The 25,973-nt window shown below is 69.9% G+C and carries 22 protein-coding genes; 18 read left to right on the top strand and 4 right to left on the bottom strand.

The window, feature by feature from the left end; genetic code table 11:
* Positions 1–145 precede the first annotated feature (145 nt).
* The gene (locus tag ACF3M1_RS13465; RefSeq protein WP_394001452.1) at positions 146–2,548 is read right to left on the bottom strand and encodes a TonB-dependent receptor plug domain-containing protein; all 2,403 of its coding nucleotides are present in this window, start codon (positions 2,546–2,548) and stop codon (positions 146–148) included.
* A 184-nt stretch (positions 2,549–2,732) separates the two neighbouring features.
* Between ACF3M1_RS13465 and ACF3M1_RS13460 the strand changes: the two genes are divergently transcribed.
* Both ACF3M1_RS13460 and ACF3M1_RS13455 read left to right on the top strand, forming a co-directional pair.
* Entirely contained in the window at positions 2,733–4,685 is a 1,953-nt protein-coding gene (locus tag ACF3M1_RS13460) for an ABC-F family ATP-binding cassette domain-containing protein (protein WP_394001450.1), read from the top strand.
* Positions 4,686–4,903: 218 nt separating this feature from the next.
* Complete coding sequence (locus ACF3M1_RS13455; RefSeq protein ID WP_394001448.1) at positions 4,904–5,596, top strand: hypothetical protein; 693 nt, start codon at positions 4,904–4,906, stop codon at positions 5,594–5,596.
* Between the two features lie 72 nt (positions 5,597–5,668).
* On the opposite strand, the gene ACF3M1_RS13450 is transcribed toward ACF3M1_RS13455, so the two are convergent.
* Positions 5,669–6,382, bottom strand: a complete 714-nt coding sequence (locus tag ACF3M1_RS13450) for an SIMPL domain-containing protein (RefSeq protein WP_394001446.1) — start codon at positions 6,380–6,382, stop codon at positions 5,669–5,671.
* A gap of 138 nt (positions 6,383–6,520) precedes the next feature.
* Here ACF3M1_RS13450 and ACF3M1_RS13445 point away from each other — a divergent pair, with 138 nt between their 5' ends.
* From ACF3M1_RS13445 to ACF3M1_RS13435, 3 genes are all read left to right on the top strand, one after another.
* The gene (locus ACF3M1_RS13445; protein ID WP_394001445.1) at positions 6,521–6,865 is read left to right on the top strand and encodes an FmdB family zinc ribbon protein; all 345 of its coding nucleotides are present in this window, start codon (positions 6,521–6,523) and stop codon (positions 6,863–6,865) included.
* Between the two features lie 110 nt (positions 6,866–6,975).
* Positions 6,976–8,754 carry an aspartate--tRNA ligase gene (gene aspS / locus ACF3M1_RS13440; RefSeq protein ID WP_394001443.1) on the top strand — a complete coding sequence of 593 codons (1,779 nt, stop codon included), beginning with the start codon at positions 6,976–6,978 and terminating at the stop codon, positions 8,752–8,754.
* Between the two features lie 153 nt (positions 8,755–8,907).
* Entirely contained in the window at positions 8,908–9,426 is a 519-nt protein-coding gene (locus tag ACF3M1_RS13435; protein ID WP_394005277.1) for a GNAT family N-acetyltransferase, read from the top strand.
* Positions 9,427–9,526: 100 nt separating this feature from the next.
* On the opposite strand, the gene ACF3M1_RS13430 is transcribed toward ACF3M1_RS13435, so the two are convergent.
* Both ACF3M1_RS13430 and ACF3M1_RS13425 read right to left on the bottom strand, forming a co-directional pair.
* The gene (locus ACF3M1_RS13430; RefSeq protein ID WP_394001441.1) at positions 9,527–10,468 is read right to left on the bottom strand and encodes an alpha/beta fold hydrolase; all 942 of its coding nucleotides are present in this window, start codon (positions 10,466–10,468) and stop codon (positions 9,527–9,529) included.
* A gap of 55 nt (positions 10,469–10,523) precedes the next feature.
* Positions 10,524–10,952, bottom strand: a complete 429-nt coding sequence (locus tag ACF3M1_RS13425) for an organic hydroperoxide resistance protein (protein ID WP_394001439.1) — start codon at positions 10,950–10,952, stop codon at positions 10,524–10,526.
* 109 nt (positions 10,953–11,061) lie between these two features.
* Here ACF3M1_RS13425 and ACF3M1_RS13420 point away from each other — a divergent pair, with 109 nt between their 5' ends.
* The 13 genes from ACF3M1_RS13420 (at position 11,062) to ACF3M1_RS13360 (ending at position 25,973) form a co-directional block, all read left to right on the top strand.
* Positions 11,062–11,901: a cupin domain-containing protein gene (locus tag ACF3M1_RS13420; RefSeq protein ID WP_394001437.1), complete on the top strand. Its 840-nt coding sequence runs from the start codon at positions 11,062–11,064 to the stop codon at positions 11,899–11,901.
* A complete protein-coding gene (locus ACF3M1_RS13415) occupies positions 11,898–12,554 on the top strand; it encodes an esterase/lipase family protein (protein ID WP_394001435.1) in 657 nt (218 codons plus the stop codon). The genes ACF3M1_RS13420 and ACF3M1_RS13415 overlap by 4 nt, the downstream gene beginning before the upstream one ends.
* 34 nt (positions 12,555–12,588) lie before the next feature.
* Positions 12,589–13,305 (top strand): YebC/PmpR family DNA-binding transcriptional regulator, encoded by a 717-nt coding sequence (locus tag ACF3M1_RS13410; protein ID WP_394001433.1) that lies wholly within the window; start codon positions 12,589–12,591, stop codon positions 13,303–13,305.
* A 19-nt stretch (positions 13,306–13,324) separates the two neighbouring features.
* Positions 13,325–13,660 (top strand): hypothetical protein, encoded by a 336-nt coding sequence (locus ACF3M1_RS13405; protein WP_394001431.1) that lies wholly within the window; start codon positions 13,325–13,327, stop codon positions 13,658–13,660.
* Positions 13,657–14,178: a crossover junction endodeoxyribonuclease RuvC gene (gene ruvC, locus ACF3M1_RS13400; protein ID WP_394001428.1), complete on the top strand. Its 522-nt coding sequence runs from the start codon at positions 13,657–13,659 to the stop codon at positions 14,176–14,178. The genes ACF3M1_RS13405 and ruvC overlap by 4 nt, the downstream gene beginning before the upstream one ends.
* A 150-nt stretch (positions 14,179–14,328) precedes the next feature.
* Positions 14,329–14,919 (top strand): Holliday junction branch migration protein RuvA, encoded by a 591-nt coding sequence (ruvA, locus tag ACF3M1_RS13395; protein ID WP_394001426.1) that lies wholly within the window; start codon positions 14,329–14,331, stop codon positions 14,917–14,919.
* A 33-nt stretch (positions 14,920–14,952) separates the two neighbouring features.
* Positions 14,953–16,869, top strand: a complete 1,917-nt coding sequence (locus ACF3M1_RS13390) for a potassium transporter Kup (RefSeq protein ID WP_394001424.1) — start codon at positions 14,953–14,955, stop codon at positions 16,867–16,869.
* Between the two features lie 405 nt (positions 16,870–17,274).
* The gene (locus tag ACF3M1_RS13385) at positions 17,275–17,973 is read left to right on the top strand and encodes a TorF family putative porin (RefSeq protein WP_394001423.1); all 699 of its coding nucleotides are present in this window, start codon (positions 17,275–17,277) and stop codon (positions 17,971–17,973) included.
* A 48-nt stretch (positions 17,974–18,021) separates the two neighbouring features.
* Positions 18,022–19,731 carry a potassium-transporting ATPase subunit KdpA gene (gene kdpA, locus ACF3M1_RS13380; RefSeq protein ID WP_394001421.1) on the top strand — a complete coding sequence of 570 codons (1,710 nt, stop codon included), beginning with the start codon at positions 18,022–18,024 and terminating at the stop codon, positions 19,729–19,731.
* 13 nt (positions 19,732–19,744) lie between these two features.
* Positions 19,745–21,778 (top strand): potassium-transporting ATPase subunit KdpB, encoded by a 2,034-nt coding sequence (kdpB, locus tag ACF3M1_RS13375; RefSeq protein WP_394001419.1) that lies wholly within the window; start codon positions 19,745–19,747, stop codon positions 21,776–21,778.
* Positions 21,779–21,788: 10 nt separating this feature from the next.
* The gene (gene kdpC / locus ACF3M1_RS13370; RefSeq protein ID WP_394001417.1) at positions 21,789–22,430 is read left to right on the top strand and encodes a potassium-transporting ATPase subunit KdpC; all 642 of its coding nucleotides are present in this window, start codon (positions 21,789–21,791) and stop codon (positions 22,428–22,430) included.
* A gap of 154 nt (positions 22,431–22,584) precedes the next feature.
* Complete coding sequence (locus ACF3M1_RS13365; protein ID WP_394001415.1) at positions 22,585–25,278, top strand: ATP-binding protein; 2,694 nt, start codon at positions 22,585–22,587, stop codon at positions 25,276–25,278.
* On the top strand, positions 25,275–25,973 hold the full coding sequence (locus ACF3M1_RS13360) for a response regulator (protein WP_394001413.1): 699 nt from the start codon (positions 25,275–25,277) through the stop codon (positions 25,971–25,973). The genes ACF3M1_RS13365 and ACF3M1_RS13360 overlap by 4 nt, the downstream gene beginning before the upstream one ends.

The following is a 25,973-nucleotide window of genomic DNA, read 5'->3' as shown; positions in this document are numbered from 1 at the left end:
GGATTGGAGCGCGTCGTCCTGAAATCGTCAATGATCTTAAAAATGCAATCCGATCGTTCCTCTGGTGGAACGATTGGCGCTGCCGAAAAACGACGACGCCCCGGCAGGCCGGGGCGTCGGGCGCGCGTGGGTCTGGCGCGGCTGCTTACCAGCGGTAGGCGACGTTGGCGTAGACGAACGCCCCGTTGAAGCCGAACGGCGAACTGCCACTCCACGGCAACTGCCCGCCGGTGGAATTGGCGAACAGCACTTCGTCCGGATATTCGTTGAGCACGTTGTCGCCGCCGACGGTGAACTTCCACTTGTCGAGCGCATACGAGAACGCGAGATCCAGCGTCCAGGCCGCGTCGAAGGTCTGGTCCAGCGCTGCGGTGCTGCCGAGCACGCTGAATTCCCCGTAGCGCGTGGCATTGGCGGTCGCCTCGAAGCCGCCGGCGGTCCAGGTGCCGCCGACCAGCACCTTGTCGCGCGGCGCCCCGACCTCGAAGCGGCCGCGCTCCACCCGGTCGAAGCGCACCGCGGCCGGGTCGATCGCGGTCAGCGCGGCCGGGTTTTCGGCCACCCGGTCGATCGTGGTCTTGTTGTAGTTGTAGCCCAGCGTCAGATCGAGCTGGCTGTTGTCCAGCGCCCAGCCGTAGGTGCCGACCAGGTCCACGCCGCGGGTCGTGGTGTCGATGGCATTGGTGAAGTAGCGACCGCCGCCGACGCCCGCGAAGCCGTTGGCCTGCAGGTAATTGCGCACCGGCGCCGAGGTGAGGTTGGCCGACAGCGAGATGCGGTCCTCGACCTCGATCTGGTAGGCGTCGATGGTGACGTAGAGGTTCTCGACCGGCTGCAGCACCAGACCCAGGCTGTAGTTGGTCGACTCTTCCGCGCGCAGCGGTTCGGCGCCCAGCGCGATCGCGGCCGGATTGGTCACGCGGAAGGTCACGATGTCGAACGGCAGCGTGCCCTGCGGGGTGGCGATGAAGTTCGTCGCCGTCGACTGGAAATACTGCTGCTGCAGCGACGGCGCGCGGAAGCCGGTCGACGCGGTCGCGCGCAGGGCAACGGCGTCGGTGAATTCGAAGCGGCTGGAAATTTTGAAGTTGCTGGTGTCGCCGAAATCGCTGAAGTCCTCGAAGCGCCCGGCCACGCCCAGCGACAACCGGTCGGTGAGATCGGCTTCCAGGCCCGTGTAGAACGACAGCGCGTTGCGGTCGAAATCGCCACCGTCGCCGGGGCGGAAGCCCGCGAACACCTGCGCGCCCGGCAGCGGCGTGGTCTGGCCCGGCGCGACGACACCGCCGTTCGCGTACGACAGCGGCTCGCCGGGCGACTGGATGAACCGGTCGCCGCGCCATTCCGCGCCGTAGGACCAGGTCACCGGGTATGGCAGGCCCCAGTCCAGCGCCTTGCCGAAATCGAGATTGAGCACGTGCTGGCGCACTTCGAGTGCACCGGCATAGAACTGGGTCGGCGACGTCGGCCCCAGGCTCCGGTTGAGCGTGTTGAGGATGTCGAACGTCATCTCGCTGTCGCCGTAGGTGTAGCTGAAGTCGACCGCGGTGCCGCCCGCGGTCTCGGCCTTGAAGCCGGCGGTGAAGTGGTGGTCGGTGGTGACGTTGTTGATCTGCGGCAGGAAGCCGTCGGGATAGATGGCCGGAATGTTGCGCGGGTCGCCGGCAGGGCGGAAGAAGCCGTTGGAGAGCGAATCGCGCTTGGTATAGATGCCGGTGCCGTAGAACTGCAGGTAGTCGTTGACCGGTAGCTCGGCATTGAACGTCACCGAGCCGTGGTCGACTTCGGGATCACCCTGGCGCTGGACCACCTGGCCGAGCGGCGCCGACGTCGCGGTCGGCGTGCCGATGAAGGGCCGCGCCCGGTTGGTCTGGTCCTGGTGCGCGCCCTGCGCGGACACGTGCACGAAGCCGTCGTTGCCAACGCCGAAGCCGGCATCGGCCAGCACCTGGTACTGCGCGCCGTCGCCGGCGCTGTACTGGCCGTAGCGGCCCGATACGCCGCCGCTGCCGGCGCGCCCCTTGAGCACGATGTTGATCACGCCGGCGATCGCGTCGGAGCCGTACTGCGCCGACGCGCCATCGCGCAGCACTTCGACGCGTTCGATCGCCGAGATCGGAATGGTGTTGAGGTCGACCGGCGACGAGCTGCGACCCTGCGAGCCGTTGACGTTGACCAGCGCGCCGGAGTGATAGCGCTTCCCGTTGACCAGCACCAGCACGTGGTCCGGCGACAGGCCGCGGATCTGCGCGGGGCGCACGGCGTCGGTGCCGTCGTTGATCGCCGGGCGCGGGAAGTTCAGTGACGGCAGCGCACGCGACAGCGCGGTCGCCAGTTCCGGCGTGCCGGTGGCGGTCAGCGTTTCGGGCGTGAGGATGTCGATCGGCGACTGCGATTCGGCCACCGTGCGGTCGGAGACCCGCGTGCCGGTGACGATCAGCGTGTCGAGCGTGGTCGACCGCACGGGCGCGGCGTCCTGGGCGAGGGCGGGGCAGGTGGCGCCGGTCAATGCGACCAGCACGGCAACAGCAAGGGGACGACGGAACATGCACGGACCTCCAGGCGGTGGGAGCGGCGGACGCCGATTGGCGCTTTACGATTCATTAACACTGCATGCTGCACTGCGCAAATGTTTCATTCGTCACCGTCACAGGCGTCGGATCCGGCGTTCCGGCGCCCCGTTCCCGGGCGGAGGGCGGGTCTGTGGAGGCGGCCTCCGGTAGAATTCGCCCATGATCTCTTTCAAGAATTTCGCCCTGCGGCGCGGCGAACGGCTGCTGCTGTCCGAAATGGACCTGACCATGCATGCCGGCTGGCGCGTGGGCGTGGTCGGCCGTAACGGCACCGGCAAGTCCTCCCTGTTCGCGGCCGTGCGCGGCGAGGTCGAGGCCGACAAGGGCGATCTCGACCTGCCCAACCGCCTGCGCCTGGCGAGCATCGCCCAGGAAATGCCCTCGCTGCCGGACCCGGCCATCGACTTCGTGCTCGGCGGCGACGCCGCCGTGGCCGCCGTGCTCAAGGCCGAGGCCGATGCGCTGGCCGCCGAGGACTGGGAAGCCGTCGCCGACGTGCATCTGCGCATGGCCGAGGTCGGTGCCTACGACGCCGGCGCGCGCGCGGGCAAGCTGCTGCATGGTCTGGGCTTTCCGGCCGAGACCCACCAGCGCGCCGTCGCGACGTTCTCCGGCGGCTGGCGTGTGCGTCTGAATCTCGCCCGCGCGCTGATGACGCCCAGCGACATGCTGCTGCTCGACGAGCCGACCAACCATCTCGATCTCGACGCCGTGCTGTGGCTGGAGCAGTGGCTGCTGAAGTATCCGGGCACGCTGCTGCTGATCTCGCACGACCGCGAGTTCCTCGACAACGTCTGCACCCACACGCTGCACCTGCACGGCGGCAAGGCCAAGCTCTATTCCGGCGACTACACCTCGTTCGAGCGCCAGCGCTCCGAGCAGTTGCGCCTGCAGCAGATCACCCACGAGAAGTCGCAGGCCGAGAAGGCGCATCTGCAGAAGTTCATCGATCGCTTCAAGGCCAGTGCGGCCAAGGCCAAGCAGGCGCAGTCGCGGGTCAAGCGTCTGGCCAAGATGGCCGACACCGAAGCCGTGCGCGCCGAGCGCGAGGTGCAGATCGACTTCCCGGCGCCGGTGAAGCTGCCGCACGCGCTGCTGCGCATCAATCATGGCCGTTGCGGCTATGCCGCCACGGCCCGGGATTCGGGAGTCGGGCGTCGGGATTCGGATGGCCGCGGCGACGCTGCGGGTTCGAATCCCCAATCCCCAATCCCCAATTCCGAAATCGTCATCCTCGACAACGTCGGATTCGGCCTCGAAGCCGGCGACCGCATCGGTCTGCTCGGCCCCAACGGCGCCGGCAAGTCGACGCTGGTCAAGACGCTGGTCGGCGAGCTGCCACTGCTGGCCGGCGAGCGCTACGCGCACCCGGACCTGCGCATCGGCTACTTCGCCCAGCACACGGTGGAATCGCTGGTCGCCGGCACGTCGCCGATCGACCATCTGCGCGAGATCTCGCCCAATGCGTCGATCCAGTCGTTCCGCGACTTCCTCGGCAAGTGGAGCTTCCCGGGCGATCGCGCGTTCGAAAGTATCGACGGCTTCTCCGGCGGCGAACGCGCGCGTCTGGCGCTGGCGCTGATCGCGTGGCTGCAGCCGAATGTGCTGCTGCTCGACGAACCGACCAACCATCTCGATCTCGAAATGCGCGAAGCCCTGGCCGAAGCGCTGAGCGATTTCGCCGGCGCGATCGTGCTGGTCTCGCATGACCGCCATCTCATCGGCCTGGTCAGCGACACCTTCTGGCGCGTGTCCGACGGCGTGGTGATTCCGTTCGACGGCGATCTCGACGAATACGCCGCGTGGTTGCGCGCGCGCGGCAATGCCGGCGAACTGCGCACGCCGCCGCCGACCCAGGCCGCCGTCGCGCCGACGCCGGCGCCGGAACCGGCGAAGCCGAAGGCCAAGGCCAACCCGCACAAGCTGCAGAAGGCCGAGGCGCGGGTGGCGGAGCTCGAACAGGCGCTGTCGGAACTCGACGGCGCGCTGGCGGACCCGGCGACCTACACCGACGCGGCGAAGGCGAGCGATCTCGGACAGCGGCAGGCCGCGTTGCGCGACGCGCTGGAGCAGGCCGAAGGCGATCTGCTGGCGCTCTACGACGCCGCCTGACCGGGCGTCGGATCCAGCGACCGTGCGTCACGCTAAGTCGCGCGTGGACATCGCCGCGCGCGGCGCAATGCAGGCGTCGCGGAGGGATCGCCGTGCGCCGGACGGCGGCCGTGTGTCGCGGCGTTAGCACGGCGTTTTCAGTGTGTTTCCGCCGACATTGCCACGCGGCCGCGGTCGCGCGATTTGCGCCGTCTGGCGGTGGCGGGTACTTTGCGGGCATGACTATCTCCCGCCATTGCACTGTTCTCGCCGCCGCACTCGCGCTCGCCGCCTGTGGCGCCAACGAGCCTGCCGCGCCCACGGGCCCGGCACCGGCCAACCCCACCGCCGATGCCGCTGCTGCGGCCGCGGCCGCCGATGCCGCACGCGAACGCGTGCCGGCCGACGAGTTCCTCGCCGCGATCGCCCGCCACTGCGGCGAAGCCTTCGCCGGTCGCATCGTCGCCAACGAGCCGGCGCCTGCCGCCGACGCGCCGCCCGATGCCTTCGAGGGCAAGGAACTGGTGATGCACGTGCGCGGCTGCAGCAACAAGGAAGAGGAACTGCGCATTCCGTTCCATGTCGGTGACGATCATTCCCGCACCTGGATCCTCACCCGCACCGAGACCGGCCTGCGCCTGAAGCACGACCATCGCCTGCCCGACGGCACCGACGATCCGGTGACGATGTACGGCGGCGACACCCAGAACGCCGGCACCGCGCAGCGCCAGGAATTCCCCGTGGATGCCGAATCGATCGAGATGTTCGAGCGCGAGGGCCTGTCCGCGTCGGTCACCAACACCTGGGCCATGGAAATCGATCCGGGCCAGCGCTTCGTCTACGAACTCAGCCGGCCCGGTGGCCGCAAGTTCCAGGTCGAGTTCGACCTGACCAAGACCGTCGCCGCACCGCCGACGCCCTGGGGCTACTGATCGGGCACGAGGCCCCGGACGCAGGTCCGGGGCCTTTTCGCATGGGCGAGCGCAGCTGTCCTCCGACGCGACTTAGTCGCGCAGGAAATACTCCACCGTCGTCACCACCCGCACCGTCTTGACGTGCGGGCTGCCGCGGTCGCGATCGCTGATCGAGATCACGCCCTGGTTCGCGCTGCGGATGCCGCCGAGACGCGCGCCCGAATCCTTGGCGAACTGCTCGGCCGACACGCGCGCGTTGGCGGTGGCCTCGGCGATCAGCGCCGGCTTGATGTCGTTGAGCCGGGTGAACTCGAACTGCGGCCCGCCATCCTCGCCGGCGTTGAGCATCACGCCCTGGGCGACGATGTCGCCGCTGCGGCGCAGCGCGGCCATGGCCTCGGCCACGCGGCCGGTGCGCAGGGTCACGGTGTTGGAATAGCGGTAGCGTTCCGGTGGCCGGCTGTCGCCGTAGGCGTAGGCCCAGCGGTCCTCGAGCCGCGGCGGCGAGACCACGATCTCGTCGTCGCCGAAGCCGGCGCTGGTCAGGAACTGGCGGATCGTCGCGGTATTGGCGTCGAGCCCGGACTGGACCGCCGCCAGCGCATCGCCGCCGACCGTTTGCGACATCGGCCAGACCACGAGATCGGCCTCGACCACGCGTTCGGCCGAGCCCTTGACGGTGACGAAGCGGTCGTCGGTGCGCAGCTTGGCCATGCCCTGGGCGGCGAACCAGCCCGCGCCCACCAGGCCCAGTGCGATCAGCGCGGCCGCGGCCACGGTGCGGAAATTGGCGGGTCGGGTCATGGCGGTGCGTCCGGGGGCGGAAGGCCAGTCTAGGCGCCTCCCGGCGGACCGGGCAGGCCCGCTGCGGCAGTGCGCACTTGAAACTGGGGCGGCGTGCCCCAGAATGCCGGCTCCCTTGCTGTTGCTGTGCCCTCCGCCATGCCGATCTATGCCTTCCAGTGCGCCGAATGCGGCCACAGTTTCGACCGTCTGCAGAAGATGTCCGATCCCGATCCCGAGACCTGCCCGGAATGCGGCGCGTCCGCGGTCACCCGGCAACTCACGGCGCCGTCGTTCCGCCTCGCGGGCAGCGGCTGGTACGAGACCGACTTCAAGAAGGACGGCGACAAGAAGCGCAACCTCGTCGAGAGCGGCGACGGCGCCAAATCCGGCGGTGACAAGCCGGCGGCCGATGCGCCTGCGGCCAAGGCCGAGGCCAAGCCCGCGGCCAGCGAGTCCAAGCCGGCCGCCAAGCCGACGGCGAAGCCTGCCTCGGCGGACTGACGCCCTGCCGCCGCGCGCGTCGCGGCAACGCCTTAAACTAGCGGGCTTGCATCCAGCGCGGTCGTCGTCATGACGGTCCGTGCGCCCGCGCTTTCGTGTCCGGAGTTCCCATGCGTACCCATTTCTGCGGCCTGATCGACGAGGCACTGATCGGCCAGACCGTCACCCTGTGCGGCTGGGCCGACGTCGCCCGTGATCTCGGCGGCGTCTGCTTCATCGACCTGCGCGATCACGAAGGCATCGTGCAGGTGGTCGCGGAATCGTCGGATGCGGACGGCAATGCCGCCGTCGTCGCAACGGCCGAGCAGGTGGGCTACGAGGACTGCCTGCGCATCACCGGCACGGTGCGTGCGCGGCATTCGGTCAACGCGAAGATCCGCACCGGTCAGGTCGAGATCGTCGCGACCCAGATCGAAGTGTTGAACAAGGCCGAGCCGCTGCCGTTCCACCATCACGAGAATCCGGGTGAAGAGACGCGCCTGAAGTACCGCTATCTCGACCTGCGCAGCCCGGACATGCAGCGCAAGATGCGTACGCGTACGAAGCTCGTCAGCGCGCTGCGCCACTGGCTCGACGACAAGGGTTTCCAGGACATCGAAACGCCGATCCTGACCAAGGCGACGCCGGAAGGCGCGCGCGACTTCCTGGTGCCGGCGCGCATGCATCCAGGCGAGTTCTACGCACTGCCGCAGTCGCCGCAGCTGTTCAAGCAGATCCTGATGATGGCGGGCTTCGACCGCTACTACCAGATCGCGCGCTGCTTCCGCGACGAAGCCCTGCGCGCCGACCGCCAGCTGGAATTCACCCAGCTCGACATGGAGTTCGCCTGGGTGTCGGAGCGCGATGTGCAGGATCTCGTCGAGGCGATGATCCGTGACGTGTTCCGCGATGTCGCCGGCGTCGAGCTCGCCGCCGAATTCCCGCGCATGACCTATGCCGAGGCGATGCGTCGCTACGGCTCCGACAAGCCGGACCTGCGCATCGCGCTGGAGCTGGTCGACGTCGCCGATCTGGTCAAGGACAGCCAGTTCGCGGTGTTCACCGGCCCGGCCAATGAAGCCGGCGGCCGCGTCTGCGCGCTGCGCATTCCGGGCGGCGCGAGTCTGAGCCGCAAGCAGATCGACGAGTACGCCGCGCATGCCGCGAAGTACGGCGCGAAGGGTCTCGCTTACATCAAGATTTCCGAGGCCGGCGAAGTCTCGTCGCCGATCCAGAAGTTCTTCGACGAGGCCGCGTTCGCTGGTCTGGTGTCGCACGTCGGCGCCGGCAATGGCGACCTCGTGTTCTTCGGCGCCGGCACGTATTCGACCGTCAGCGATTTCATGGGCGCGTTGCGCCTGAAGGCCGGCAAGGACTTCAGCCTGGTTGCCGACGGTTGGGCGCCGCTGTGGGTCACCGACTTCCCGATGTTCGAATGGGACGACGAGGCGCAGCGCTATGTGGCCCTGCATCACCCCTTCACCGCGCCGTCGGTCGATGACGAGGCTGACTTGCGCGCGAACGCCGCGACGGCCGTGTCGCGCGGCTACGACATGGTGCTCAACGGCAACGAGATCGGCGGCGGTTCGATCCGTATCCACCGCTCCTCGATGCAGTCGGCGGTGTTCGAGCTGCTCGGCATCGGCGCCGAAGAAGCGCAGGCGAAGTTCGGCTTCCTGCTCGACGCGCTGAAGTACGGCGCGCCGCCGCATGGCGGCATCGCGTTCGGCATCGACCGCATCGCCGCGCTGATGGCCGGCACCGAGTCGATCCGCGACGTCATCGCGTTCCCCAAGACCACCGGCGCGCAGTGCCTGATGACCGATGCACCGTCGCCGATCGCTGATGCGCAGCTGGCCGAAGTGCATATCCAGGTGAGGCCGAAGCCGGCCGCATCGGCTGCGCAGTGAGTCCCCGACGATTCCGCTGAGCGGAATCGCGGGCCGCGCTGCAGTGATCCTGATCCCCCGCGGCGTTCGCCGCGCCCCCCTCGACTCGAGGGGGGCTAAACGCCGGAGCGTTTTCGCATGACCGGACCATCCGCTGACGCTGCGTCCAGCGTCGTGCCGACACTCCGCCGCGCCACCGTCGACGACGCGCAGACGCTGTCGACGCTGGCCGCACGCACCTTCACCGAGACCTTCGGCCATCTGTATCCGCCGGAGGATCTGGCGGCGTTTCTCGCCGATGCCTACGCGGTGGCGAAGCAGCGCACGATCCTCGCGCATCCGGACTACGCGGTCTGGCTGCTGGAACACGCCGGCGAGGCGGTCGGCCACGCCGCGGCCGGCCCCTGCGGCCTGCCGCATGCCGATGTGGCGCGGGGCGACGGCGAGATCAAGCGGCTCTATCTGCTGCAGGGCCACCAGGGCGGCGGCAACGGCACGCGGATGATGGACGCGATCATGGCGTGGCTGCTGCGGGATGGACCGCGCACGCTGTGGGTCGGCGCGTGGTCGGAGAATCTCGGCGCGCAGCGTTTCTACGCACGCCACGGCTTCGACAGGGTCGGCTCGTACATCTTCCCGGTCGGCTCGATCAACGATCTGGAATTCATCCTGCGCCGTCCGGCGCAGCCGTGAACCGGGGCGCCGCGCGGGTCCCGCGTCGGCCGCGTATCGCGCATGAAAACGCCGGCCGCACGGGTGTGCGGCCGGCGATGCGTGGATTGCCGCATGTGACCTAGCGACGCAGGAAGGCGAGCAGGTCCTGGTTGAGCCGGTCCTTGTGCGTGTCGGTGATGCCGTGCGGCGCGCCGGGGTAGAGGATCACCTCGGCCTGCGCCACATGGCGCGGCACCAGCTGGGCCGACATCGCCGGCGGCACGATCTGGTCGTCGGCGCCGTGGATCACCAGCGTGGGCACGTCGAACTTCGCGAGGTCGGGACGGAAGTCGGTGGCCGAGAACGCGGCGATCGAATCGAACGTGTTCTTGTGGCCGGCCTGCATGCCCTGCACGTAGAAGTTCTGCACCAGCCCCGCGTTGACGGTGGCGCCGGGCCGGTTGAAGCCGAAGAACGGGCCCGAGGCGATGTCGAGGTACTGCTGCGCGCGGTTTGCCTGCGCCGCGGCGCGGAAGCCGTCGAACAGTTCGATGGGCGCGCCGTCGGGGTTGTCGTCGGTCTTCAGCATGAAGGGCGTGACCGCACCGACCAGTACCGCCTTCTTCACCCGGCCGGTGCCGTGGCGGCCGATGTAGCGTGCGACCTCGCCGCCGCCGGTGGAGAATCCCACCAGGGTGACGTCGCGCAGGTCGAGCGCGCTGATCACCGCGGCGAGGTCGTCGGCGTAGTGGTCCATGTCGTTGCCGTCCCAGGGCTGGCTGGAGCGGCCGTGGCCGCGACGGTCATGGGCGACGACGCGATAGCCCTGCTCGGCGAGAAACAGCATCTGCGATTCCCAGCTGTCCGAGTTCAGCGGCCAGCCGTGGCTGAATGTCACGACCGGGCCATCCTTCGGGCCCCAGTCCTTGACGTAGAGACGCACGCCGTCGGCGGTGACGACATAGGTGCCGTCGACGGTGGCGGCGGCGATCCGGGCGGGTTCGACCGGCGGCGCGGCGTGCGCGACGTGGAGGGCGGTGGCCAGCAGGCTGGCGGCGACGGTGCGGGTGAAGGTGTTCATGGCGGATCCTCGTGTGTGGGGTGGCGTCGGGTGGGGTGGTGCGGGTGTCGAGGGTTCAGTCGGCGATCGACAGCGTCACGTCGATGTTTCCGCGCGTGGCGTTGGAGTAGGGGCAGACGGCATGGGCCTGCGCGACGAGGTCCTGCAGCACCTCGCGGTCGATGCCCGGGGCAGTGATGGTCAGCTCGGCCTCGATGCCGAACCCGGTGGGGACCGGGCCGATGCCGACCGTGCCGGTGACGGTGGTGGTGCCGGGCAGCGCGACCTTCTGCTTGCCGGCGACGAACTTCAGCGCGCCGAGGAAACAGGCCGAATAGCCGGCGGCGAACAGCTGCTCGGGATTGGTGCCGGGGCCGCCGGCGCCGCCCAGCTCGCGGGGCGTGGAGAGGGCGACGTCGAGCACGCGGTCGGAGGACTGGGCGCGGCCGTCGCGGCCGCCGGTGGCGGTGGCCGAAGCGCTGTAGAGGGTCTTCTCGATGGACATGGCGGAACTCCTGGTGGGTGGGCGGGGGCTGCCCGGTGAGTTCACTTTGCGCGCCGACCGGGAACCTTGGGTGATATAAAGTCCGTAAAATTTGACCTGGAGTCCGAACATGGCGGATCGTCTGGCGGCACTGATGGCGCATTTCCCGATGAACGCCCGGGTGTTCAACGCCGGCGCGCTGTGCGGCATCAATACGCTCGACAGCGACGGCGTCCACGGCCAGCTGCACCTGGTGCGCAGCGGCGCGGTCGAGGTGCACTACGGGACCACAACGCTGTCGATCACCAGACCCGGCCTGCTGCTGTTCCCGCGCCCCACCGCGCATCGCTTCGTCACCGATCCGGGCCGCGGCGCGGACATGGTCTGCGCCCATCTCGGCTTCGAGGGCGGTGCGGACAATCCGGTCGCCGCCGCCCTGCCGGAGGTCGTGTATCTGCCGCTGGACGAGATCGCCGGTGCGGCGCCGGTGCTGGCGCTGCTGTTCGAGGAGGCCTTCGACCAGCGCTGCGGGCGGCTGGCGCTGATCGAGCGCCTGTTCGAGGTGGTGATGATCCAGGTGCTGCGGCAGTTGATGGAGCGGGGCGAGGTGCAGGGCGGGTTGTTGTCGGGTCTGTCGCACCCGCGCGTGCGCAATGCGCTGGTCGCGATGCACGAGGCGCCGGCAGGCGCGTGGACGCTCGACACGCTCGCGCACGCGGCGGGCATGTCGCGCAGTGCGTTCGCGACCACCTTCGTCGACGTGGTCGGCACGACGCCCGGCCAGTACCTGCAGGGCTGGCGCGTGCGCCTGGCCAAGCAGGCGCTGCGCCGCGGCCGGCCGCTCAAACGGATCGCCGACGACGTCGGCTACGGCAGCGAGGCGGCGCTGTCGCGCGCGTTCAAGGCGCACAGCGGCCTGTCACCGCGGGCCTGGCGCCAGGCCCACGGCGCCGATGGCGTGCCGGCATGAGCGCGGCGCCGAACCGGGTGCTGCTGCTGCACGGCCTGTGGATGGTGGGGCTGACGATGCGCCGGTTCGCGCGGGGCCTGGCCGCCGCGGGCTTTGACCCGGTCATCCTCGGCTATCCGAGCATCGCAGGCGGACCAGACGCCGCCGCGCAGCGGCTCGTCACTGCGCTGGAAGACGGCCCGGCGCACGTCGTCGGGCACAGCCTCGGCGGGCTGTCGGCGCTGCGCACGGTCGCGCGCGCGCCGGCGTTGCCGGTGGGCCGCATCGTCTGCCTCGGCTCGCCGGTCTGCGGCAGCGGCGCGGCGCACATGCTCGCCCGCGTGCCGCTGTCCCGGCTGTACTTCGGCCGCAGCGCGGAGATCCTGCACGCCGGCTGCGTGGAGTGGCCGGCCGCTGTGGAGGTGGGCATGGTCGCCGGCTGCGTGCCGCGCGGTCTGGGCGCACTGCTGGCGCGTTTCGACGGCCCGCACGACGGCACGGTGTCGGTGGCCGAGACCCGCGCCCCGGCGCTGGCGGACCACATCGTCGTCCAGGCCAGTCACAGCGGCCTGCTGCTGTCGCAGGCCGCGATCCGGCAGACAGCCGCGTTCCTGCGCGACGGACACTTCGACCACGGCGTCGACAGCCGCGGTAGCGGCCAGCGCTTCGGGTAAAATCGCCGCTTTCCAGCGCCTGCAGACGAGCACCATGGGACGAGGACCTTCGATCGAAGCCCGCAAGAACGCGACCGACGCCAAGCGCGGCAAGATCTTCACCAAGATCATTCGCGAGATCGGCGTGGCGGCGCGTGCCGGCGGCGGTGATCCGGCCAACAACCCGCGCCTGCGCGCCGCGATCGACAAGGGCATGGCCCAGAACATGTCCAAGGACGTGGTCGAGCGCGCGATCAAGAAGGCGACCGGCGAGCTCGAAGGCGTCGAATACGAGGAGATCCGCTACGAGGGCTATGCCCCGGGCGGCGTCGCGGTGATCGTCGACACGCTGACCGACAACCGCGTGCGCACCGTGGCCGAAGTCCGCCACGCGTTCGGCAAGTGCGGCGGCAACATGGGCACCGAAGGCTCGGTCGCCTTCATGTTCAAGCGTCTGGGCGTGCTGAGCTTCGAGGGCATGGACGAGGACACGGTGACCGAGGCCGCGATCGAAGCGGGTGCCGATGACGTCGTCGTGTATCCCGAGGACGGCGCGATCGACGTGGTCACCAGCGCGGATGCGTTCGAGGCCGTGCGCGACGCGATGACGGCCGCCGGTCTGGTGCCGGGCCACGCCGAAGTGACCTATCGCGCCGACAACGACATCGCCGTCGACGGCGAGACCGCCGAACAGGTGCGCAAGATGCTCGATCTGCTCGAGGATCTCGACGACGTGCAGGCGGTCTACTCGAACGCGCAGTTCGAGGGCTGACAGCCCCCGCCTGCCGCCGATGCGGACTTTCCTGCTCTGGGTTGGCTGGGCGTCCGTCGTGGGCAGCGTCGGCGACGGGCTGATCGCGGCCCTGGCGCTGGTCGTGGTCGGCAATGCGGGCTGGGCGATGCCCGGGCCGTCGGTCGATGCGCTGCTGGCCGGTCACCTGCCGGCGCTGTACTGGGTGAAGTCGGTCGCGCTGTGGACGATGCCCGGTGGACTCGTCGCCTGGCTGTTCGCGCTGCCGGCCCTGGTCTATTTTCCGGCGCGCATCGCGATGAGCGCGCTGATCGGCTGGGCGGCCTTCGTCGCTGCAGGGCGCCTCGCGCCGCGCCAGCTGCAGGCGGCGGCATGACCCGCATCCTCGGCATCGACCCCGGTTCGCAGCGCACCGGGGTCGGCATCATCGATGTCGACGCGGCGGGCAAGGTCTCGCATGTCTTCCATGCGCCGCTGGTGCTGGTGACGGCCGGCGAGTTCCCCGCGCGCCTGCGTCGGCTGCTCGACGGGCTGACCGCATTGATCGTCGAGCATTGTCCGGACGAGGTCGCGATCGAGAAGGTGTTCATGGCGCGCAATCCGGACTCGGCGCTGAAGCTCGGGCAGGCACGCGGTGCCGCGATCGGTGCGGTGGTGCTGCGCGATCTGCCGGTCAGCGAGTACGCCGCCAGCGAGATCAAGCTGGCGGTGGTCGGTCGCGGCGGCGCCGACAAGGTGCAGGTCCAGCACATGGTCGGGCTGATGCTCGGCCTGACCGGCAAGCTGCAGGCCGATGCGGCCGATGCGCTGGCGGTGGCGATCACCCACGCGCACGTCAGCGCGACCGCGAAACGGCTCGGCGTCGGCGTGAAGCAGGCCTGGGGACGCAAGTGAACGACGGCGTCTTTGTTCCAACCGTCGTCATTCCCGCGAAGGCGGGAATCCAGTGTCTTTCAAGGCGTCTGCAAAGAAGCAAAGGCACTGGGTTCCCGCCTTCGCGGGAATGACGATTTTTCAGCCAAGATTCGGACTCGGACATTTCCCATGATCGGAAGACTGCGCGGCACGCTGGCCCACAAGGCGCCACCCTGGCTGGTGATCGACGTCAACGGCGTCGGCTACGAGCTCGAGGCCCCGATGAGCACGTTCTACGACCTGCCCGAGGTGGGCCGCGAGGTGCAGCTGTTCACGCATTACGCGCAGAAGGAGGACAGCGTCTCGCTGTACGGCTTCCTGCACGAGTCCGAGCGGCGCCTGTTCCGCGACGTGCAGAAGGTCACCGGCATCGGCGCGAAGATCGCGCTGGCGGTGCTGTCGGGCGTCAGCGTCGACGCGTTCGCGCGGCTGGTGCAGACGGCCGACGTCACGGCGCTGACCAAGATTCCCGGCATCGGCAAGAAGACCGCCGAGCGCATGGTGGTCGAACTGCGCGATCGCGCGGCCGATCTGGCGGGTGCCGGCGGCGCGGTGCACGGCGCGCCGGTGGCCACCGATCCGCTGTCCGAGGCGACGGTCGCGCTGCAGCAACTGGGCTACAAACCGGCCGAGGCGCAGAAGATGGCCAAGGCCGCCGCGCGTGATGGCGACACGCCCGAACTCATCATCCGAAAAGCGCTACAGTCCGCGCTTCGCTGACCGCCCCCTACCTGTCGGCCGGGTTCCACCGTCATGTCCCACAGCAGTTCACCCGTGAAGGGCGCGCGTCCGGTCGCGTCCAGCCACGGCCAGATCGGCCTCGCCGGGTTGATGGTCGGCGCGATCGGTGTCGTCTTCGGCGACATCGGCACCAGCCCGCTGTACACGCTGCGCGAGGCGTTCTCGCCGCATTACGGGCTGGTGGCCGACCACGACACCGTGCTCGGCGTGCTGTCGATGATCTTCTGGTCGCTGATGCTGGTGGTGACGGTCAAGTACGTGACCATCATCCTGCGCGCCGACAACGACGGCGAAGGCGGGATCATGGCGCTGATGGCGCTGGCCCAGCGCAGCCTCGGCAAGCGTGGGCGGTCGGCGTATCTGGTCGGCATCCTCGGTGTGTTCGGCGCCTCGCTGTTCTTCAGTGACGGAGTGATCACGCCGGCGATTTCGGTGTTGTCGGCGGTCGAAGGCCTCGAGGTGGTCTCGCCCGCACTGCATCCGTGGATCATTCCGATCACCGTTCTGGTGCTGGGCGTGCTGTTCGCCACCCAGCGCTTCGGCACCGCGAAGGTCGGGCGCATCTTCGGACCGATCACCGTGCTGTGGTTCCTGTCGCTGGCGGCGCTGGGTGTCGTCAACATCCTCCACGAGCCGGAAGTGCTGCACGCGATCAACCCGTGGTGGGCGGCGCGGTTCTTCGTCGAGCACAGCTGGGGCGGCATCTTCATCCTCGGCGCCGTGGTGCTGGCGGTGACCGGCGGTGAGGCGATCTACACCGACATGGGCCACTTCGGCGCCAAGCCGATCCGCTATGCCTGGTACTTCTTCGTGCTGCCGTCGCTGATGCTCAATTACCTGGGGCAGGGCGCGCTGGTGCTCGAGGATCCGGCGGCGATCCAGAACCCGTTCTACATCGGTGTGCCGGAATGGGCGCGCTGGCCGATGATCGTGCTGGCGACCGCGGCGACGGTGATCGCCTCGCAGGCGGTGATCACCGGCGGCTTCTCGGTCGCCCGGCAGGCGATGCAGCTGGGTTACATCCCGCGCATGCGCGTCCGCCACACGTCCAGCGACACGATCGGCCAGATCTACATTCCGGCGATCAACTGGGCGATGGCGGTGATCGTGATCGCCCTGGTGCTGACCTTCCAGACCTCGTCCGCACTGGCCGCGGCCTACGGCATCTCGGTCTCGATGACGATGCTGATCGACACCCTGCTGCTGGCCATCGTGGCCCGCGCGCTGTGGCCGCAGTGGCGGCGCTGGGTGCTGCCGCTGTGCGGCGTGTTCCTGGTCATCGACATCGCCTTCGTCATCGCCAACGGCGCCAAGGTGCTGCAGGGCGCCTGGTTTCCGCTGGTGCTGGGCATCACGCTGTTCACGCTGCTGCGCACCTGGCGGCGCGGCCGTCAGTTGCTGCACGAGGAGGTGCAGCAGCACGGCATCCGCATCGAATCGTTCATTCCCGGCCTGATGCTCGCCCCACCCGTGCGCGTGCCGGGCACGGCGGTGTTCCTGACCAGTGACCGCGGCATCGTGCCGCATGCGCTGATGCACAACCTCAAGCACAACAAGGTGCTGCACGAGCGCAACGTGTTCCTGACCGTCGAGACGCTGACCGTGCCCTATGCGCACCGGCGCCTGAAGATCGAACAGATCGGCGATGGCTTCCATCGCATCGTGATCCGGTTCGGTTTCATGGAGACGCCCGACGTGCCGCTGGCGCTGATGCAGTGCAGCGACATCGACGACGACGTGTGCATCGACCCGATGGACACCACGTACTTCACCAGCCGCGAGACCGTCGTCGCCGCCGCCCGTCCCGGCATGGCGCTGTGGCGCGAGCGCCTGTTCGCGCTGCTGCACCGCAATGCCGCGCCGGCTTCGGGGTTCTTCCGCATTCCCGGCAACCGCATCGTCGAGCTGGGCACGCACGTCGAGATCTGAGCGGCGCGCCTGCTGTCACGCCGCTCAGGGGAGCGGCCGCGCGCATGCCCCTCAGCGGCGCGGGCGCGAGACGCGCCGCGATGCGCTGCGCCGGGGTGCGCGTTGTCGCAGAAGCCGGTCGATCGCGCAGTAAAGGCCGCCGCTGCCGAGCAGCATGACGGCGATGAACAGCAGATCCTGGAGTACGGGATGCATGGCGAAACCGCAGGTTGGGAACTGCGGTGCACGTTACCCCCGGCGTCTGCGCCGCGCTGCAAATTCGCCGTAAATTCCGCCGCTGATAGGGCCGTCTGTTGCGGATTTACGCGGAATTTATGCCGGCCGCCCGCACTGCGATAGAGACTTTACGGGCAGGCGCCCAACACTTGCCGGATGGCTGTTTCGCCATCCATCCGGACCTGCACCATGTGTCATCCCGCACGCCGCTCCACCGCCGCACGCAGCGGCCTCGCCCTGCTTACGATGCTCGCGCTGACGCCCTGCGCGGCGCAGGTCTCGGGCACTGCCGCCCTCACCAGTGATTACGTGTGGCGCGGCGCGTCACAGACCCTCGAGGATCCCGCCGCCCAGGCCGGCCTGCGTGTCGATCATCCCACCGGCCTGTATGCCTCGGCCTGGGGCTCGAACGTCCGCTTCGCGCCCGACGGCGGGCCTGCCAGCGAATTCGATCTGGCCGTCGGCTGGGGCGGCGCGGTCGCGCCGGACTGGGGGCTCGACGTCGGCGTGGTGCGCTACCTGTATCCGGGCGCCGGGGATCTCAACTGGAACGAGGTGTCGGCCGGGGTGACCTGGCGTGATGCGCTCTCGCTCACAGTGGGCTGGTCCGACGATGCGCTCGCCGGCGGCGCCGACGGCACCTATGTCGCATTCGCCCTGAGCCGTCCGGTGCACGAGACCGTGCGCATCGAGGCCTCGGTCGCGCGCTACCTGCTGGATGCGTCGATCGCCGAGCGCTACACGCATGGTGCGCTCGGCGTCGACTGGGCCTTCAAGGCGCCCTTCGCGCTGCGCGCCACGGTGCATGTCACCGACGCGGCGGCGCGGCGCAATTTTCCCGGCCTGGCCGGTACCCGGCCCGAGATCGCGATCCATGCCGACTTCTAGGCACTGCGAGCGCGTGCGCCTGCCCTCATTGGATGGAGTCCCGACGTCATGACTGAAGTTCTACTCGTGTTCGCGCTGGCGATCGCGCTGGGCTGGCCACTGGGCCGCTACCTGGCGGCGGTGATGCGCGGCGCGCCGATGCGCGGCGATCGTGTGTTCGGCTGGATCGAACGCCCGCTGTACCGCCTGCTCGGCACCGAGCCGCAGCGCGGCATGAGCTGGCGCGGCTATGCCGGCGCGTTCCTGCTCAGCAACGCCGTGCTCGGTGCCCTGGTGTGGGGCGTTCTGGTCACCCAGGCCTGGCTGCCGCTCAACCCCAACGGCGCGCCGAACATGTCCTGGGACCTCGCGCTGCACACCGCGGTCTCGTTCCTCACCAACACCAACCAGCAGCATTACTCCGGTCAGGCGCAGCTGTCGTATCTGGCGCACATGGTCGGCATCGTCGCGCTGCAGGTGGTGACGCCGATGATGGGGCTCGCGCTCGTGGTGGCGACCCTGCGCGGGCTGACCGGCGGCCGCAACGCCGAGGCGCGACGGATGCCGGGGCAGGCCGCGCGCGCGGTCGATGTCGGCAACTACTGGGCCGACGTTGTGCGGGCCACGCTGCGCGTGCTGCTGCCGCTGTGTCTGCTGTGGTCGGTGCTGCTGACCAGCCAGGGCGTGCCCGCCACGCTGGCCGGCGGCCCGGTGGTCGCGCCGCTGGATGCGTCCGCCGGCATGGAGGCGCAGAAGATCCCGCTCGGACCGGTCTCGCCGATGGTCGCGGTCAAGCAGCTCGGCAGCAATGGCGGCGGCTGGTACGGGCCCAACAGTGCGGTGCCGCTGGAGAATCCGACGCCGCTGTCGAACCTGCTGGAAACCCTGGCGATCCTGCTGCTGCCGGTCGCGGTGGTGTTCATGGTGGGCCCGCTGACCGGACGCCACGGATTCACCGCGCTGATCTTCGGTTCGATGCTGGCGATGTCGCTGGCCTCGGCCGGGTTCGCGGTGTGGTCGGAGAGCGCCTCGTCGACGTCGACCGACATCGCGTTGATGGAGGGCAAGGAAGTGCGCTTCGGCGCGGCGCCGTCGGCGTTGTGGGCTGCGCTGACCACGCAGACCTCCAACGGCTCGGTCAATGCGATGCACGATTCGCTCGCGCCGCTGACCGGCCTGGTCTCGATCGGCAACATGCTGGTCAACGGTATCTGGGGCGGCGTCGGCAGCGGCCTCCAGCAATGGCTGGTCTATCTGCTGCTGGCAGTGTTCCTGGCCGGGCTGATGACCGGGCGCACGCCGGAACTCTTCGGCCGCAAGATCGAGGCGCCGGAGGTGAAGCTGCTGGCGGCGCTGGTGCTGCTGCAGCCGCTGGTGTTGCTGGGCATGACCGCGGTGACGCTGGCCGTCCCCGATCTCGCCGGCACCTCGAACCCGGGCTTCCATGCGATCAGCCAGGTGTTCTACGAGTACACCTCGGCCTTCGCCAACAACGGTTCCGGCTTCGAGGGCCTGGGCGACGACAGCGTGTGGTGGAACGTGACCTGCGCGGCGCTGCTGGCGCTGGGTCGCTATCCGGCACTGGTGCTGCCGCTGCTGATCGCCGCGATGCTCGCGCGCAAACGCCAGGCGCCGGAAGGCGTGGGCACGTTACGCATCGAAACCCCCACCTTCGGCGTCACGCTGATCGCCGTCATCGGGATCCTGACCCTGCTCCAGTTCATGCCCGTTCTTGTGCTCGGTCCCGTGGCCGACCACCTGAGCCTGATCGCGCGTTGAGGACGACATCCAAATGAGCACTTCCAATCAGAGCGCGCGCGCCGGCAACGGCGAAGCGCGGGCCGGGCTGCTGCCCGTGCTGGCCGACGCCGTGGTCAAGCTGGCGCCCCAGCACATCGTCCGCAATCCGGTCATGGCGCTGGTGTGGCTGGGGACGCTGGTCACCGCCGGCGCCACGCTGGCGGGCCTCGCCACGCCCGGCTTCGGCTGGACGGTCACCGGCGTCCTGCTGCTGACCGTGCTGTTCGGCACCTTCGCCGAGGCCATCGCCGAGTCGCGCGGGCGGGGCCAGGCGGCGTCGCTGCGGCGGGCGCGCAAGGACCTGATGGCGCGCCGGCTGCAGCCCGATGGCGGCGAGACCACGGTGCCGGCGGCCGAGCTGCGGCCGGGCGACCGCGTGGTCGTCGACGCAGGGCAACTGGTGCCCGCGGACGGCGAGATCGTCGAAGGCCTGGCCACGATCAACGAGGCGGCGGTCACCGGTGAATCGGCGCCGGTGCTGCGTGAGGCCGGGACCGACCGCTCGGGCGTGATCGGCGGCACCAAGGTGCTGTCGGACCGGATCGTCGTGCGCATCAGCGTGGAGCCCGGGCACAGCTTCCTCGACCGGATGATCGCGCTGGTCGAAGGCTCGAGCCGGCAGAAGACGCCCAACGAGATCGCGCTGGGCGTCCTGCTGGTGGCGATGACGCTGACCTTCGCGATCGTCGTGGCCACGCTGCCGTTCATCGCCGGCGCCGTCGGCGTGGCGATCAATCCGGTGCTGCTGGTCGCGCTGCTGGTCTGTCTGATCCCGACGACCATCGGCGGCCTGCTGCCGGCGATCGGCATCGCGGGCATGAACCGCGCGCTGAAGGCCAACGTGCTGGCGAAATCCGGCAAGGCGGTGGAAGTGGCGGGCGATATCGACGTGCTGCTGCTCGACAAGACCGGCACGATCACCCACGGCGACCGCCAGGCCACCGCGTTCCATGCGCTGGCCGGGGTGGACCCGGCCCGGTTGCGCGATGCGTCGATGCTCGCCTCGCTGGCCGATCCGACTCCAGAGGGCAAGTCCATCGTGCGCCTGGCGCGCGAGCAGGGCGCCGCGCCGCAGGACCCCGACGCGGCCCGCTTCGTCGCGTTCTCGGCCCAGACCCGGATGTCGGGCGTCGACCTCGCGGGCGGGCGGGTGATCCGCAAGGGCGCACGGGATGCGATCGCCGCGCACGTGGCCGCGCGCGGCGGCCACTACACCGCCGAGCTCGATGCCCGCGTGGACACCGTCGCGCGCAAGGGCGCCACGCCGCTGGTGGTCAGCGAGGGCGCGCATGTGCTCGGCGTCATCGAGCTCTCGGACGTCATCAAGCACGGCATCCGCGAGAAATTCGCGCAGATGCGTGCGATGGGCATCCGCACGGTGATGATCACCGGCGACAACCCGCTGACCGCCGCGGCGATCGCGGCCGAGGCCGGCGTCGACGACTACATCGCCGAGGCGCGGCCCGAGGACAAGCTCGCGCGCATCCGCGCCGAGCAGGCCGACGGCCGGCTGGTGGCGATGGTCGGCGACGGCACCAACGACGCACCCGCGCTCGCCCAGGCCGACATCGGCCTGGCGATGAACTCCGGCACCCAGGCCGCCAAGGAGGCCGGCAACATGGTCGATCTGGATTCGGATCCGGCCAAGCTGCTGGCGGTGGTGGAGATCGGCAAGCAGCAGCTGATCACCCGGGGGGCGCTGACGACGTTCTCGCTGGCCAACGATGTCTCCAAGTACTTCGCGATCCTGCCGGCGCTGTTCGCGGCAGCGATCCCGTCGATGGCGGCGTTGAATGTGATGGGGCTGGCGAGCCCGACCAGCGCGGTGCTGTCGGCGTTGATCTTCAACGCCGCGATCATCCCGCTGCTGATCCCGCTGGCGCTGCGCGGGGTACGCTTCGTGCCGTCGGGCGCCACGCAGCTGCTGCGCACCAACATGCTGGTCTACGGCGTCGGCGGCGTGCTGCTGCCGTTCGCCGCGATCAAGCTCATCGATCTCGCCCTGGCGGCGATGTTCCATGTCTGAGGACTCTGTGATGACGACTTCCCCGATCGACCCCGCACGCGCCTCCGGCCCGATCGACGACAGCGGCCTGCTGCGCGGCGCGCTGGGCCTTGCGCTGCTGGCGATGGCGGGCTTCGGTTTCGTGTACCCGATGCTGGGTGTCGGGCTTGGCCAGCTGCTGTTCGCGGACGGTGCCAACGGCAGCCTGCTCGAGCGCGAGGGCCGGGTGCTCGGCTCGTCGCTGGTGGCCCAGCCGTTCGCGGCCGAAGGCTATGTCCAGCCCCGGCCGTCGGCCGCGGACTACGACGCGATGGCCGTGTCGGGCAGCAACGAGGCGCGTTCCAATCCGGCGTTGCGCGCACGCATCGACGCGGCACGCGCCGCGGTCGCCCGGCGTGAGCGCGTGTCGCCCGACGCGGTCCCCGGCGATCTGGTCACCCAGTCGGGCGGCGGTATCGATCCGCACATCAGTCCGGCGGCGGCGGCCATCCAGATCGACCGCGTGGCGGCGGCGCGCGGGCTCGACGCCGCCATCGTCCGCGCCGAAGTCGAGGCCCATGTCGAACCACGCCAGTTCGGCGTGCTGGGCCAGCCGCGCGTCAACGTGCTGCGCCTGAACCTCGCGCTCGATGCCCTGCAGGCCGGGCGGGGCGATGCGATGCCCGGCCGGTGACCCGGTCGATGGCCGCTGCGCCGATCCCTGCGGCGTGCGTCGCGCACGCGGCGTCTGCGCAGGCCTCACGGGACCGTCGAGCGGAATGCTCTAATTCGCGCTTCGATTCCGCCCCGGTCTGCAGACACGCAGCAGGGCCTCGCACCGGACCGACATGACGGCTGAGCAGACGGACAAAGCGGATGCGCTGATGGGCGGGCTTCGGCGCGCCTCGGCCGGCCGGCTGACGGTGTTCTTGGGCGCGGCGCCCGGCGTGGGCAAGACCTACGCCATGCTCACCCGTGCCCGCGAGCTGCAGCGGCAAGGTCTGGACGTGGTGATCGGCATCGTCGAAACCCACGGGCGCGGCGAGACCCAGGCCCTGGTCGAGGGGCTGCCGGTGCTGCCGCGCCGGCAGACCGCCTACCAGGGCCGGACGCTGGAGGACATGGATCTCGACGCGCTGCTCGCGCGCCGGCCGGCGATCGCGCTGGTCGACGAGCTCGCCCACCGCAACGTGCCCGGCAGCCGTCACGAGCGCCGCTGGCAGGACGTGGAGGAACTGCTCGATGCCGGGATCGACGTCTACACCACGGTCAACGTCCAGCATCTGGAAAGCCTCAACGACATCGTCCACCAGATCACCGGCGTGCGCGTGCGCGAGACGGTGCCCGATGCGCTGCTCGAGCGCCTGCGCGACATCCGTCTGGTCGACCTGCCGGCGCGCGAACTGATCGAGCGGCTGGGCGCGGGCAAGGTCTATCTGCCCGACCAGGCCACGCAGGCGCTGCAGGCGTTCTTCTCGCCGGCCAACCTCACCGCGCTGCGCGAGCTGGCGATGCAGACGGTGGCCGATCATGTCGACGCGGACCTGCGCGAGACCCGGGCGGCGCGTGGTCTCGACGGCCTCGCATTGCAGCGCCATGTGCTGGTCGCGATCGACGGCCGCGGCGCGTCGGAATATCTGGTGCGCGCGGCGGCACGCATCGCCGAACGGCGCGGGGCGCCGTGGTCGGCGGTGACCGTGGAGACCGGCCGCGCTGCCGTCGCGGCCGATCGGCGACGTCCGGCCGAACAGGCGCGCCAGCTCGAGCTCGATCGCGCGTTCGCGCTGGCGCGGCGGCTGGGCGGCGGCAGCGAGACGCTGCACGGCAGCGACGTCGTGCAGGCCTTGCTGGATGCCGCCGCCGCGCGCGGCGCGCGGGCCATCGTGCTGGGACGCACCCGCGAGCGCCCGTTGGCGCGCATCGTCAATCGCACCCTGACCCAGCAGCTGCTGCAGCGCGGCGCGCGCTACGAACTGACGATCGTCGCCACGCCGCAGGCGCGGCAACGCGCGCGCCGGCTGCCGGAGATGGTCGCGCTGGGGCGTGGCGGCCGGGAGCCGGTGCTGGCGGTCCTGGCCGCGGCCGGGGCCACGGCTGCCGCCGCGCTCGGCGAGCGCCTGCTCGGCCTGCAGGACGTGTCGATGGTGTTCCTGGTGGCGGTGCTGCTGCTCGCCTCGCGCACGCGCATGGCCACGGCGGTGATCGCGGCGGTGCTGTGTTTCCTGGCCTACAACTTCTTCTTCATCGAGCCGCGGCACACGTTCTTCATCGCGGCCCATCGCGGCGTGGTCACCGTGGTGCTGTTCCTGGTCGCGGCGCTGGTCGTCGGGCGTCTGGCCTCGCGCCAGCGCATGCAGGTGCTGGCCCTGCGCGCGGCCAACGGGCATGCGACGGCGCTGCAACACCTGGGACGCGCCTTGTCGAGCGCGGCCGATCTGGGCGAGGTCATCGCCTACGGCGCGTCGGTGCTGCGCGACACGCTCGGCGCGGAGGTGTGGATGCGCCTCGACGGCGGCATCGGGCCGGCCAACCGCCCGGTCGCGCTCGACGACAAGGCACTGGCCGCGGCGGACTGGTGCGAGCGGCACGGCCAGCCCTGCGGGCGGTTCACCGACACGCTGGCCGCGTCGGACTGGTGGTTCCTGCCGGTGCTGACCGAGCGCGGCACGCTGGGCGTGGTCGGCCTGCGCTTCGGGCGCGAGGTCGCGCATCTGCCGTTCGAGCAGCGGCGCCTGGCCGAGGCGATGGTCGAGGACATCGCCCAGGCCGCGCTGCGCGCGGGTCTCGTGGCCGAGCTCGAGACGGCGCGGGTGAGCAGCGAGACCGAACGTCTGCGCTCGGCCCTGCTGTCGTCGGTCTCGCACGATCTGCGCTCGCCGCTGTCGTCGATGATCGGCGCGGCCGACAGCCTGCAGCGCTATGGCGCCGCGATGCCCGCCGACGACCGGCGCACGCTGCTGGACACGATCCGTCTGGAAGGCGAACGGCTGGACCGCTACATCCAGAACCTGCTCGACATGACACGGCTTGGCCAGCCGGGCGGGCTGACGCTCGCGCGTGACTGGATCGGCGCGGACGAACTGGTGGGTTCGGCCGCGCGGCGGCTGCAGCGCTACATGCCCGAAGCGCGGATCGAGACCCGCATCGATCCGGACCTGCCGGCGCTGTACGTGCATCCAGCGCTGGTCGAACAGGCGATCTTCAACGTCATGGAAAACGCCGCCAAGTTCTCGCCGCCGGCCACGCCGGTGCGCGTCCACGCCCGGCGCATCGACGAGGCGCGCATGCGCATCGACATCGCCGATGCCGGCCCGGGCATTCCCGAGGACGAGCGCCGACGCATCTTCGACATGTTCTACAGCGTCGAGCGCGGCGACCGCGGGCGCCAGGGCACGGGGCTGGGGCTGGCCATCGTCCAGGGCATCGTCGGCGCGCACATGGGCGCAGTGGAGGCCGTGCCGGGGCCGGACGGCATGGGCACCGTGGTGCGCATCGAGCTGCCGCTGTGGGATCGCGGCGCCGTCGGAGCGACGCCGCCATGACCGCAGGCGCGACGGTCCTGGTCATCGACGACGAGCCGCAGATCCGCAAGTTCGTCGACATCAGCCTGCGGGCCCAGGGCTACCGGACCCTGCTCGCCGCCACCGGCACCGAGGGGCTGGCGCTGCTGGCGAGCCGCGGCGCGGACCTGGTGGTGCTGGATCTCGGGCTGCCGGATCTCGACGGGCGCGAGGTGCTGGCCGAACTGCGCGGCTGGTCCGCGGTGCCGGTGATCGTGCTGACCGTGCGCGCGGACGAGACCGGCAAGGTCGCGCTGCTCGATGCCGGCGCCAACGATTACATGACCAAGCCGTTCGGCATCGAAGAGCTGATGGCGCGGATCCGGGTCTGCCTGCGCGCCGCGCCCGCGGCCGGGGCCCCGGTGTACGACGACGGCCGGCTGTGCGTGGATCTGGCCGCGCATGCGGTGACCCTGGACGGCGCGCCGCTGGCGCTGAGCCGCAAGGAGTTCGCGCTGCTGACCCAGCTGGTGCGCCAGCCCGGGCGGGTGGTCACCCAGTCGCAACTGCTGCGCGAGATCTGGGGGCCGACCCACGTCGAGGACGCCCATTACCTGCGCATCCTCGTCGGCAAGCTGCGGCACAAGCTCGGCGACGACGCCGCGGCGCCGCGTTACATCGTCACCGAGCCCGGCGTCGGCCTGCGCTTCATCGGCCACGAGACGGGCGGGCGTTGA

Source organism: Luteimonas sp. WGS1318 (genome assembly GCF_043187535.1).
Taxonomy (GTDB): domain Bacteria; phylum Pseudomonadota; class Gammaproteobacteria; order Xanthomonadales; family Xanthomonadaceae; genus Luteimonas.
This window is presented reverse-complemented; position numbering and strand designations above follow the sequence as displayed.